This is a genomic window from Viridibacillus sp. KH_047 (assembly GCF_057838945.1).
In genome coordinates this window covers 2,859,618-2,872,828 of the sequence record NZ_CM174479.1, presented here as the reverse complement: position 1 = coordinate 2,872,828, position 13,211 = coordinate 2,859,618, and the positions used below count along the sequence as shown (strand labels likewise).

12 protein-coding genes are annotated in these 13,211 nt (G+C 36.1%); 11 read left to right on the top strand and 1 reads right to left on the bottom strand.

What is annotated here, in order from left to right:
* Positions 1-85 precede the first annotated feature (85 nt).
* Positions 86-307 (top strand): Lrp/AsnC family transcriptional regulator, encoded by a 222-nt coding sequence (locus AC3IS5_RS14180; RefSeq protein WP_489425004.1) that lies wholly within the window; start codon positions 86-88, stop codon positions 305-307.
* Between the two features lie 661 nt (positions 308-968).
* Here AC3IS5_RS14180 and AC3IS5_RS14175 read toward each other — a convergent pair.
* Positions 969-2,093 carry an amidohydrolase gene (locus AC3IS5_RS14175; protein WP_489425003.1) on the bottom strand — a complete coding sequence of 375 codons (1,125 nt, stop codon included), beginning with the start codon at positions 2,091-2,093 and terminating at the stop codon, positions 969-971.
* Positions 2,094-2,274: 181 nt separating this feature from the next.
* Here AC3IS5_RS14175 and AC3IS5_RS14170 point away from each other — a divergent pair, with 181 nt between their 5' ends.
* From AC3IS5_RS14170 to AC3IS5_RS14125, 10 genes are all read left to right on the top strand, one after another.
* A complete protein-coding gene (locus tag AC3IS5_RS14170) occupies positions 2,275-2,724 on the top strand; it encodes an Lrp/AsnC family transcriptional regulator (RefSeq protein WP_489425002.1) in 450 nt (149 codons plus the stop codon).
* 97 nt (positions 2,725-2,821) lie between these two features.
* Positions 2,822-3,670: a M55 family metallopeptidase gene (locus AC3IS5_RS14165; RefSeq protein WP_489425001.1), complete on the top strand. Its 849-nt coding sequence runs from the start codon at positions 2,822-2,824 to the stop codon at positions 3,668-3,670.
* A 36-nt stretch (positions 3,671-3,706) separates the two neighbouring features.
* On the top strand, positions 3,707-4,633 hold the full coding sequence (locus AC3IS5_RS14160; protein ID WP_489425000.1) for an ABC transporter permease: 927 nt from the start codon (positions 3,707-3,709) through the stop codon (positions 4,631-4,633).
* Between the two features lie 3 nt (positions 4,634-4,636).
* Positions 4,637-5,578, top strand: coding sequence for an ABC transporter permease (locus AC3IS5_RS14155; RefSeq protein ID WP_489424999.1), 942 nt, complete (start codon positions 4,637-4,639; stop codon positions 5,576-5,578).
* Positions 5,579-5,591: 13 nt separating this feature from the next.
* The gene (locus AC3IS5_RS14150; RefSeq protein WP_489424998.1) at positions 5,592-6,638 is read left to right on the top strand and encodes an ABC transporter ATP-binding protein; all 1,047 of its coding nucleotides are present in this window, start codon (positions 5,592-5,594) and stop codon (positions 6,636-6,638) included.
* Positions 6,631-7,581: an ABC transporter ATP-binding protein gene (locus tag AC3IS5_RS14145; protein ID WP_489424997.1), complete on the top strand. Its 951-nt coding sequence runs from the start codon at positions 6,631-6,633 to the stop codon at positions 7,579-7,581. Before AC3IS5_RS14150 ends, AC3IS5_RS14145 begins: the two co-directional genes overlap by 8 nt.
* 27 nt (positions 7,582-7,608) lie before the next feature.
* Entirely contained in the window at positions 7,609-9,237 is a 1,629-nt protein-coding gene (locus AC3IS5_RS14140; protein WP_489424996.1) for a peptide ABC transporter substrate-binding protein, read from the top strand.
* 161 nt (positions 9,238-9,398) lie between these two features.
* A complete protein-coding gene (locus AC3IS5_RS14135; RefSeq protein ID WP_489424995.1) occupies positions 9,399-9,776 on the top strand; it encodes a DUF3899 domain-containing protein in 378 nt (125 codons plus the stop codon).
* Positions 9,777-9,825: 49 nt separating this feature from the next.
* A complete protein-coding gene (locus AC3IS5_RS14130; protein WP_489424994.1) occupies positions 9,826-11,643 on the top strand; it encodes a S9 family peptidase in 1,818 nt (605 codons plus the stop codon).
* 112 nt (positions 11,644-11,755) lie between these two features.
* The gene (locus tag AC3IS5_RS14125) at positions 11,756-13,060 is read left to right on the top strand and encodes an amidohydrolase (RefSeq protein ID WP_489424993.1); all 1,305 of its coding nucleotides are present in this window, start codon (positions 11,756-11,758) and stop codon (positions 13,058-13,060) included.
* Positions 13,061-13,211: the final 151 nt, after the last annotated feature.

Genomic DNA, 13,211 nt, shown 5'->3' with positions numbered 1-13,211 from the left:
TTCTGAATATTGTAAAGAGGAACAAAATGTTAATATATTACTGATTCCAGTAGTGAAGAGAAAATAGAAAGAGAGAAGGGATCATTTGAAATATGAAGTGGATAAGTTAGATCACGGTATTATTATGCATCTATCTAAAGACAGTCGTTTATCCTTTACTGAATTATCGATACGTCTACAAGTGACAGAAAAAACTATTCGTCTACGATATAAGAGTTTATTAGACAAAGGGTTCCTTGAAGTAGTTGGCGTAGTAAATCCTTTGGCAGTAGGACTCAAAGTAGGAGCGATTATTCAATCAAGGTGAAAGCAAATTCAATCTCTAAGGTAATTGAGGACGTCAGGGGAATTTCCTATTCTTTTTCAAATAACGGTGAAAGATCAAATAAGAATCACGGAAATTCTACGTGAAGTTAATAAAACCGATTGTATTACTAAAGTCAAAAAGATCATTCAGCTTGAGGTACACAAAAATACATTTGAATATATATTCTAAAAATCCAAAAAAAATTTAGAATAATCTGTATTTTGTCAGGAGAATAATAAAGCTTTGGCTTTTTTATAGAACAATACAAGGGGTAGGCAACAATGAAAATTTTTATTTCGGAAGCTTCGGAGGCTTTTTAGCAGAAGCACTAGAAATGGATGAAAGTCATATTAGACTATCAATCACGGCACAAGATTTAATTTCAATGTGTACTCTAAATTGCACCAATATTATTAGAAACCCTTCTTTAATTAAAGCTGAAATTAATACAATAATCAAAATAGTGAGCCTTACCTCAATTATTATCGAGGTAAGGCTCACTTGTTTTATTAAGTAGAACCTTGATCTATTCTTACACTAAAGTTCTTAAGTAATATATCAATTTTTATTTTGCAATTAACCTTAGACTATCAAATAAGATAATGAATAGAAATTTGAGGGACTAAGTGTACTAATTCTTCTTAACACAGAATTAGTATAGTCAATTAACAACTTCACCATTAATAAATACTTTTTCAACCTTACTGTTAAGGTTGAATGGATTACCACTCCAGATAACAAAGTCAGCATCTTTATTCGGCAAAATCGACCCTACTCGATCGTCAACTCCAAGATGCTTAGCAGCGTTTAATGTAATGGCTTGCAAGGCTTGTTGTTCGGTTATGCCATTCTTAATTGCATGTATAGCGCTTGTTACTAGATATTCAATACCTACGACTGGATGATCTGTAGTAATAGAACACGGAACTCCTGCATCTAGTAGTGTTTTGATTGTAGACCATTTCTTATCTTTTAATTCTACTTTTGAACGTGTTGACATAGTGGGTCCTACAGATACTCGCACATCGTGTTTTGTAATATAATCAGCGATATGATGCCCTTCAGTACAGTGTTCGATCGTTACATTAATATCAAATTCACGTTTAATGCGAAGTACTGTTAAAATATCATCTGCTCTATGTGCATGAACTCGCAAAGGAATCTCTTTATTTAACACTTTAGCCAAATTTTCTAAATCTAGCTTTCTGTCCTTTTTCTCAGAGTTGATATAATTTTGTGCCTCAATTAATTTCTCACGTATTAAGGCAGCAACCCCCATTCTAGTAACAGGCATTTTTCCCTTAGCTCCATGAAATCTTTTAGGATTTTCTCCAGTTGCTGCTTTCATACCAGAAGGTGATTTAATAACCATCTCATCGACAATAGTACCGGTTGTTTTTAATACAACCATCTCTCCTCCGATTACATTAGCACTTCCAGGCATTACTTGAACTGTTGTTACCCCAGCTTTACGAGCATCTGCAAATCCAATTTCCATAGGATTAATACCATCTATAGCACGTATTTGCGGCGTTACTGGATGACTAGTTTCATTGAAATCAGCTCCTTCATTACCAACACCTTCTTCAGAGACTCCAAGATGAGTATGTACATCTATTAAACCAGGTGTAATTGTTTTTCCTTTTGCATCAATTACTGTATAGTCCTCTGTTATTTGCGCCTTAGACTCAATTTTTTCAAAAACTCCATTTTTCACGAAAATAACGTGATTTTCTAGAGAATCGCCACTACCATTCCAAATTATTGCATTCTTAATTGCTATCATTCCAAAACCTCCATTTTTTATAAAAAAAGGATTGCAATATAAATATAGTTAATATAAACTAATCTCTAATATTCCTTTTTCAGATAATATAATTTTTTCTGAATATTGTAAAGCGGTATAAAACTATAAAATATTCCTGATTCCAGTAGTAAAGAGAAAATGGAAAGAGAGAAGGGATCACTTGAAATATGAAGTCGATGAGTTAGATCACGGCATTATTAAGCATCTATCTAAAGACGGCCGTTTATCCTTTACTGAATTATCGTTACGTCTGAAAGTGACAGAAAAAACTATTCGTCTACGCTATAAGAGTTTATTAGACAAAGGGTTCCTTGAAGTAGTTGGCGTAGTAAATCCTTTGGCAGTAGGACTCAAAGCAGGAGCGATTATTCAAGTCAAGGTGAAAGCAAATTCAATCTCTAAGGTAATTGAAGATTTAAAGGAGATTAGAGAGATTCGTTTTATCACTTTGACGTCAGGGGAATTTCCTATTCTTTTTCAAATAACGGTGAAAGATCAAATAAGAATCACGGAAATTCTACGTGAAGTTAATAAAATCGATTGTATTACTGAAGTCAATACGATCATTCAGCTTGAGGTACACAAAAATACATTTGAATATATTTTCTAAAAATCCAAATAAAATTTTTAGAATAATCTATATTCTGTGTCTAGAGAATAATAAAGCTTCGGCTTTTTTATAGAACAATGCAAGGGGGTAGGCAACAATGAAAATTTTTATTTCGGCTGATATGGAAGGAATTTCAGGTGTAGCGACTAACCAACAATTGAAAACTCCTTCTGAATATCAACGTTTTCGTAAGCTTATGACAGCAGATGTAAATGCAGCGATTGAAGGAGCCATTAATGGAGGTGCTACAGAAGTGGTGGTAGCAGATGGCCACGGTAATATGTCTAATATCCTAATTGAAGACTTAGACATACGGGCTAGACTAATCTCTGGGAACAATAGAGTGATGTGCCAGCTTGAAGGTTTGGATGATTCTTTTGAAGGTATTTTGTTTGTCGGTCATCATGGACGCGAAGGGGGCTCTGATGTAGCAGTTATTAGTCATACGCTAGCAGGGATTTGCGTGAATGAAATGACAATCAATGGTCAGGTAGTCGGTGAAACTGAGATGAATACTTATGTAGCAGGCGCATTTGGTGTGCCACCTTTGTTTATTAGTGGTGATGATGCGTATATAAACGAGGTGTTAGAAACATTGCCTAATGTAGAAGCAGCTATTACGAAGCGTGCAGTAGATCGCTTTGCTGCAGAGTTAATTCATCCTGAGATAGCGCGTGAGCATATTCGACAAAAAGTCGAAGTGGCAGTAAAAAATGCTGCTGATCAAAAACCAGTTGTATTATCGGGACCTATAACATTTGAAATCGAATTTAAAGGGTCACAACAAGCCAAAATGACAACAACTATTCCTAGTGTAGAATTAATTGGGCCAAAGAAAATACGCTTTACGTGTGAGGACATGATTACAGCTTATAAACATATGTGGGGCTGTGTAATTATTGCCATGGCAGCAACAAACGGAGTTTTAGGAAGTGTCAATACATAGTAAGTTGAAGTAATTAGAACGGGGGTGTAGTTAGGTATGTATATTGTAAAAAGATTCATGACAATGATTCTTACCATCTGGGTCATAGCTTCATTAACATTTTTTATCATGAATATGATTCCTGGAGATCCATTTGCATCAGATGCAGATGTACTACCTAAAGAGGTAGTAGAAAATATGAGAGCTAAATATAACTTAGACGAACCGGTACCAGTGCAATATGTCCTGTATTTAAAAAATTTAGTTATGTTGGATTTAGGACCATCCATTAAATCCGAATCGCGTACCGTAAATGACATTATAGCATCAGGATTCCCAGCCTCTGCTACGCTCGGAATTCAAGCGATAATTGTTGCGCTCATCTTCGGGCTCTTACTAGGTATCGTCGCAGCATTAAATCATAATAGATTACTCGATAATGCCGCGATGATCTTTGCCATTATCGGTATATCGGTTCCTAGTTTTATATTATCTCCATTGCTTATCAATATTTTTGCAGTGAAATTTGGAATTCTTCCTGTAGCTTCTTGGGGAACATGGCAACATTCTGTCCTCCCTACTTTAGCACTTGCAACTACACCGTTAGCGGTTGTTGCTAGATATATGCGTTCTAGCATGGTGGAGGTTATGAATCAAAACTATATTAAAACGGCGGATGCTAAAGGATTATCTACCTTTAAAATTGTGCTAAATCACGGAGTTCGAAATGCGATTTTACCGGTTGTATCCTTCATTGGTCCACTATTTGTTTCGCTAATTACAGGTACATTTGTTATCGAAAAAATATTCGCAGTCCCAGGTATAGGTAAATACTTCGTGGATAGTATATTTAATCGTGATTATCCTGTCATCATGGGGACAACCGTATTCTTCAGTACAATCTTAGTTGTCACTTTATTTTTAATCGATATTTCTTACCGTTTTATTGATCCAAGAATTAAGCTGACTAGCAAGGGGGATTAGCAGATGGTAAAAGTATTGAACGATTCTATGTTTCGTCCAGTAGATCCAAGTAAGCTGCAGACAGATGAAATTCAACGTCCTAGTTTAGGAGTTTTTAAGGAAACTCTCCTTAGTATTCTTAAAAATAAATTAGCTATAATAGGACTTTTTCTTTTAGTCGTAATTATCTTTTTAGCACTTTTTGGACCATCGATGGTTCCATATAGTGGCTCCCAACAAAATCTAACGAATGTCAACAAAGCGCCATCAGGAGAGCATTGGTTTGGAACAGATAACTTAGGTCGTGATATGTGGAGTCGTACATGGCAAGGTGCACGTGTATCTTTAACTATTGGTTTTATAGCAGCGATTGTAGATTTAGTTTTAGGCGTAGTAGTCGGTGGTGTATCTGGATACATGGCAGGAAGAGGTAAATTAGGAGATCGCGTTGACAGTCTGCTAATGAGAATTGTAGAAATTCTATACGGAATTCCTTATTTACTAGTAGTAATTCTATTAATGGTTATTATGGAGCCAGGTATAACTACAATAATAATAGCTTTATCTATTACTGGTTGGGTAGGAATGGCGAGAATTATAAGAGGACAAATTTTACTACTAAAATCTCAGGAGTATGTTTTAGCTGCTGAAAAACTAGGTACTTCTCATATCAAAATTATTATGCGTCATTTATTACCAAATACAATGGGGATTATCATTATTAATTTAACATTTACGATTCCTACAGCTATTTTCGCAGAGGCCTTTTTAAGCTTCTTAGGACTTGGCGTACAAGCTCCTTTTGCTAGCTGGGGAACAATGGCTAATGATTCGCTTGGGGTTATATTAAGTGGACATTGGTGGAGATTGTTTTTCCCTGGATTCATGATCGCACTGACGATGTTTGCATTTAACGCCTTTGGTGATGGAATACAAGATGCACTCGATCCAAGAGCTCGTAAGTAGGAGGTACAAAACTATGAATCATTTACTAGAAGTTAATAATTTAGAAATCAATTTTAAAACATACGGCGGGGAAGTAAAGGCAGTAAGAGACGTCTCTTTCCATGTTGATAAAGGGGAAGTAGTTGCCATTGTTGGTGAAAGTGGTAGTGGAAAAAGTGTCACTGTCCAATCTATTATGGGACTAATTCCAACACCTCCAGGCATTATTAAAGGCGGCAGTATTAAATTCCAAGGAAAAGAACTACTAAGAGCATCTAAAAGAGAAATGAGAAAAGTAAAAGGTTCTAAAATCGGCATGATATTTCAAGATCCAATGACATCATTGAATCCAACAATGATTGTTGGTAAGCAAATAGCTGAAGGACTCATTACTCATCAAAAATTATCTAAACAAGAAGCCAAAAAGAAAGCGATAGAAATGATTAAGCAAGTAGGGATTCCAAATCCAGAGGAGCGTTACAACCAATTCCCACATGAGTTTAGTGGAGGCATGAGACAACGTGTAATGATTGCAATTGCACTTGCTTGTAATCCAGAATTACTTATAGCGGATGAACCAACAACAGCTCTTGATGTAACTATTCAAGCACAAGTTTTAGAGTTAATGAAGAAATTGCAAAAGGATACTCAAACAGCGATTATTCTCATTACTCATGATTTAGGTGTTGTGGCAGAAACTGCTCAGCGTGTAATGGTAATGTATGGAGGAATCATGGTTGAGAGTGCAACTGTTTTCGATTTATTCGAAAACCCGAAACACCCGTATACTTGGGGATTGTTGAACTCGATTCCGAACTTAGAAGGAACAGAAAAGAAACAATTAATACCAATTGAAGGTTCTCCACCTGATCTTTTTTCTCCGCCTAAGGGATGTCCATTTGCACCACGATGCAAGTATGCAATGGATATCTGTTTAGAAGAAATGCCAGGAGACTACCAAATTGATGAATCGCATTCTGCACGATGCTGGCTAAATGATTCTCGAGCACCCAAAGTGGAAATGCCTTTTGCTCTAGAAAAGGATAAAACAGTTACAGTTGGGAGTGAGAGTATTGACTAAGAATTTAGTAGAAATTCAGTCTTTGAAAAAATATTTTAAAATTAAATCAGATGTTACTGTTAAATCAGTTGATGATATCTCATTCTACATCCGAAAAGGTGAAACATTTGGTCTTGTTGGAGAGAGTGGGAGTGGTAAGTCTACTTTAGGGAAAACACTTGTTGGACTCCAGGCAGCATCAGATGGGGATATCATTTATAACGGTCAAAATATTAAACAATTAAATAAAGAAATGAAAAGAAATGTGAATAAAGAAATGCAGATTATTTTCCAAGATCCACATGCATCTCTAAACCCTAGAATGCGAGTGGGCGACATTATTGCTGAAGGAATCGATGCCTATAAGCTTTTTACTGGAAAAGATCGTACAAATCGAATTTATGAATTATTAGAGCGTGTTGGTTTGAGTCCGCAACATGCGAAACGCTATCCTCATGAATTTAGCGGTGGGCAAAGACAACGAATTGGCATAGCACGCGCATTGGCAGTAGAACCAAAATTTATCGTAGCGGATGAGCCTATTTCAGCACTCGATGTCTCTATTCAGGCACAAGTTATTAATCTATTGGAAGATTTGAAGATATCTGAAGATTTGACATATCTATTTATTGCTCATGACCTAGGCATGGTTAAACATATTAGTGATCGAATCGGTGTCATGTACTTAGGTAAGATGATGGAATTAAGTAATAGTGACGATATGTTCACAAACCCATTACACCCATATACACAGGCATTATTATCAGCTATACCGAAAACAAATCCACGAGATGCAAAAAGAGAGCGAATTGTCCTTGCAGGTGATCCACCAAGCCCGACTAATCCACCTAGTGGTTGTCGATTCCGAACAAGATGCCCACATGCAATGGAGGTATGCGCATTGCAAGAGCCTCAGTGGAAAGAAGTAGAGAAAGAGCATTGGACGGCTTGTCACTTATATTAATATGAATAGAAAGAAGGGGGAAATAAAATGAAAAAATGGTTATTGTCATTACTTTTAGTACTAGTAGCAGGCTCTGCTTTAGCAGGATGTTATGGTGGAGGAGAAGATGAATCATCCAAAGGGGATAAAACAGAAAAGGGTAACATTAAACAAGAGATTGTTGTAAATGCGATGAGTGAACCTCCAGCAATTGACCCTGCTAAGGCAACAGATACGACTTCTGGTTGGGTACTAGATCATATTCTTGAAGGTCTATATACTCGTGATAAGGATGGAAAGCCAGTTTTAGGAGCTGCTAAAGATGTGAAGACATCTGATGATGGAAAGACTTATACGTTTACTCTCCGTGATGACGCAAAATGGTCAGATGGTTCTCAAGTTACTGCAGGTGACTTCGAATATGCTTGGAAAAGGGTTTTAAATCCCGAAACTGGTAGTGCGTTTTCATTTTACCTTTACTATATTAAAGGTGCAGAAGAATACAACAAAGGTAAAGGTAAAGTGGAGAATGTTGGGATAACTGCTGTTGATGATAAAACACTTGAAGTTCAATTGAATGCTCCATTAGGTTACTTTGATAGCTTACTTACATTATGGACATTCTATCCAGTTCAACAAAAGCTAGTTGAAAGTAATGATAATTGGGCTGCAGATGCAAAAACATACATTAGTAATGGTCCATTTAAGATGACTGATTGGAAGCACGAAAGTAATGTAGTGATTGAAAAGAACAATGAATACTACGATAAAGATGTAGTTAAATTAGACAAAGTTACTTTCAAAATAGTAAATGAAGCTACAACTTATTATCAAATGTTCAAAACAGGTGAATTGGATTTAATCAGTACATTACCAAGTGATGTACTTGCAACTGAAAAAGATAATGAAGAGTATAGTGAAGTACCTTACTACGGAACGTATATGTATATGTTTAATGTTAAAAAAGAACCATTTACAAATGAAAAAGTTCGTAAAGCTTTCGCAATGTCAATCGACCGTAAAGCTTTGACTGAAAATGTAACATTAGGTGGAGAAACACCAGCGTTTGCAATGGTTCCTGAAGGTGCAGAAACACCAGAAGGAGATTTCCGTAAAGTTGGTGGAGATTACTTTGAAGAAAATACTAAGGAAGCTAAAAAGCTGTTAGCAGAAGGTATGGCTGAAGAAGGCTGGAGTAAGCTCCCAGAAGTAACTTTACTTTATAACACAGCTGAAAATCATAAAAAAATTGCAGAAGCAGTACAAGAAATGATTGATCAAAACTTAGGTGTAAAACTTAAACTAAGTAACCAAGAGTGGGGTACTTATTTGGAAACAACAAAACAAGGGAATTTCCAAATGGCTCGTATGGGATGGATTGGAATTTTCGTTGATCCAGTTGTAAATCTTGATTATTACCTAGGTGACAGCCCTAACAACCGTACAGGATGGGTAAATAAAGAATTTGATTCTATTATTGCTAAATCCAAAGTGGAACAAGATGTAAATAAACGCTATGAACTTTTGCATCAAGCGGAGAAAATTTTGATGACGGATATGCCGTTTATGCCTGTAAATTTCTATAAATATAATTACTTAACAAATCCTGACTTTGAAAACATCGCCTATTATGTGAATCGTTACCCTCAATTTAAATGGGCAGAAAAAACGAAATAAAACGGTTTATTCATAAATTGTGAGTTGTAAATTGATAGAGTCCCTTCGCCAGCAGTTTACCGAAGAGAGCGTAAGCTTTTCTAAGAAGACATGGAATTGTAAGGGGCTTTATCTTTTTTTCTTATAACTAAAACAGATTCAAATTAATACGAGGTGATAGGATGAAAAGATTTTTTATACTTACAAGTGTTCTGTCCATGCTTTGGGGAGGAATCATGTTGCTCTCAAATTGGACACTAACTGAATGGATTAACTACACATTTCTTTTCGGTTTAGCGGCTGCAATAATATCAGCTTGTATTAATATTTGGCAAACTAGATTCTTTAATATGTTTACTAGGGGATTTCGATCACTAGGGCATTTTATAATTCCTATGAACAAGTCTAGATCACTAGAACGTGCAAATCAGCAGCTTGCAAATGATGCAAATTTAAATCAATTTAAACAAAAAATAGCCCAAGTATTGTTTTTCTCGGTTGCTAGTTTAGCTGCGTCTTCAATTTTTGTAAGCATTATTGGATTAATTATTTACTATTAGCTGAAATACATAAATATAGAATCTATCTATAAAAAGGAGACTGAAAATAATGATAAATTCGGATCAAATTTTATCTGAGTACTTAAATGTCCGTGGAGGATTCCAGCCTCAAGTGCTCACAAATCAGCAAGCTATTACCTTTATTTCTAAAGAAACTGGTATTCCACAAGTTTGGAAGTGGGATGTGACAACAGCAGAAATTCAACAATACTCAGACCTACCAGACAGAGTTTTAGCGGCATACCATTCTCCGTCAGGAAAGCAAATGATTGTTGGTATAGACGAAAAAGGAAATGAAAAACAGCAATTTCACTTATTGAGAGAAAAAGACCTGTACGCAGAGGAACTTGTAGTATCAAAAGAACATTTCCACCAATTTGGTGGTTGGTCTCCTGACGAAAGTAAAATTGCTTTCACAAGTAATCGTCGTCATCCAGGTTACTTTGATGTATTTATCCTGGATATGGAGACCAAAACAGAGGAAGTCGTTTATCAGGTAGATGGTAATTGTACTCCTATTGCTTGGACAAAGGATGGAGAGCATTTAATCATTAGCATGCCTGAAACAAATATTGATCAATCTTATTACATACTAAACTTAAAAAAGAAAGAGCTTTGTAAACTCTTTGAAGGAAATCCTTTAGCTAGATATCAATCGCTTCAGCAGAGTAATAATGGGGAGAGTGGATTCATCCTGACTGATGTTGGTCAAGATACTTTAGGCATTCACCAATTTAATTTTAAGGAATCTTCTCAATTGCAGGAACTTCTAACATTCGACAAATGGGATATTGAAGAAATTAAATTATCCCCAAATAATTCTATCCTAGCGTTTACTACAAACGAAGGTGGAGTCTCACTTCTTGGAATTTATGATTTAACAAAACAAAAGCATCATTATATAGAAGGCGTTCCAAGCGGAGTAGTGGAATCTCTAACTTGGCTAAATGATAATGAACTTTACTTTGGACTAAAAAGCCCAATACTTCCTGGTGATATTTGGAGAGTATCTTTGAATGACAACCAAATAGAACGTGTCACATTCATTGGCGAGGCTAAGGAAGTACAACACTTGTGGCAGCAACCTGAGCTTTGTACATTCTCTTCTTTTGATGGTTTGGAAGTACCTTACTTTTTATATGGTAAAAAAGAAGAAGCTCAGCCGGTAGTAGTGTATGTTCACGGTGGACCTGAGTATCAAATACGTGCTGAGTATAACCCTGTGATTCAGTACCTAGCAGCTAATGGCTTTGCAGTAGCAGCACCGAATGTGCGAGGAAGTATGGGATACGGACGAAAATATGTGAAATTGGATGATGTACGAAAGCGTATGGATCCAGTAGCCGATTTAAAATGGCTAGCAAATGATTTAGTAAATAATCATGGTGTGGACTCCGAACGAATCGGTATTATGGGACGTAGCTATGGTGGATTTATGGTTTTAGCTGCCCTAACACATTATGCTGATATATGGGCGGCAGGAGTCGATATTGTAGGGATATCCCATTTCAAATCATTCTTAGAAAATACAGGGGATTGGCGCAGAAAATTACGTGAATATGAATATGGTTCATTAAAAGATGATGTTGATTTCTTTGAAGAAATCGCACCATTAAATCATTCCGAAAAAATAAAAGTACCATTACTTATTTTCCACGGCAGAAACGATACCCGAGTTCCTGTTAGTGAAGCCGAACAGCTTACGGCAGATTTAATAGAGCAAGGAAAGCAAGTAGAACTTATTATTTTTGAGGATGAAGGTCACCAAACGGAAAAAATTGAAAATCATATTAAAATGAATACTGAAATTGTTCAATTTATGCAAAAGTTTCTAAAGGTACAGGAAGTCAATTTTAAGTCTTTGTAGCACAAATATGAGCAAGTTGTGTTGCAGGTAAGCTTTCTTGTTCTTTTCCTAATTTAACTATTTTTGTTTTAGTAGGACATATATCTAACTATTAGTCTAAGGAGTGTGGATGATGAAAATATTTACAACTACTTCCAATTTAATCGAGCAAATGGTTGCGTGGAGAAGGGATTTCCATCAGTACCCTGAGACAGGCTGGACGGAATTTCGAACAGCTTCAATAATCGCACATGAATTGAGTATATTAGGATTTCAAGTACAGGTAGGCAAAGAGGTTGTATCAGAAGAAAGAATGGGTGTACCTTCTGATGACGAGTTAGCAGGTTACTATGAAACTGCCAAAAGTAATGGCGGTTACTTAGGATATATGGAAAAGATGGTTGGGGGATATACAGGGGTTGTTGGTACACTTAAAGGAAAGAAAGCAGGTCCAACGATTGCTTTCCGATTTGATATGGATGCGTTAGATATACTGGAAAATGATGAAATTACACATCTTCCGAAACAATTTGATTTTCGCTCAAAATATGCAGGGAAAATGCATGCTTGTGGACATGATGCTCATAGCGCAATTGGTTTAGGCTTAGCAAAAGCCCTTGCAAATAATATGGATCAAATTAAAGGTACTATTAAAATCATTTTTCAACCAGCTGAAGAAGGTGTACGCGGAGCAAAGTCGATGGTGGCTGCTGGAGTTGTAGATGATGTGGATTATTTTTTAAGTATGCATGTAGGAATAAATGTACCATTGGGTACAGTAATAGCTGGTGCAGATGGTTTTTTAGCTACAACTAAAATAGATGCAAAATTTACTGGGAAAGCTGCACATGCGGGGGCTGAACCTGAAAAGGGGAAAAATGCTTTACTTGCTGCAGCTTCGGCAATACTGGGTCTTCATACAATTACACAACATAGTGATGGTGCATCACGTATCAATGTTGGAACTTGTATATCAGGAGATGGTCGTAATATTGTACCAGCTCATGCCTCATTAAAATTAGAAACACGTGGTGAAAATAACTCGGTTCATACTTATGTACATGAGCAAGCACTATCAGTTTTAGAAGGTGCCTCTAAAATGTATGGAACTGAGCTTTCTTACGAAATAGTTGGCGAAGCTAAAACGTGTGCATCTTCCGAAGAATTAATTGATTTAGTTGGCCTTGCAGCTAAAGGTATTGATGGTGTAGAGGAGGTTTTGTTGCGAAGTAAGTTTGCAGGTGGTTCAGAGGATGCAACTTATATGATGGATCAAGTTCAGCAACAAGGTGGAGTTGCAACATATGCTATTTTTGGTACAACATTAGCTGCTGGTCATCATCATGAAAAATTTGATATTGATGAAGCGGTATTTCCAATCATTCTAAACACGTGGTTAGAAACAATTGAACGAATTTATCAATCTCAATGTAATTAATTTTATATTGATAATTATATAAATTATTTTTCTTAGTTATTAGTAGCTCGGTCAAACTCAGTAAAACATTTAAGTATAAATTTCAATATTGATTTAGGAAAAGTTCTAGTGCTAAGTTTGGCATTAGAACTTTTTTAATTGAATTAGATAA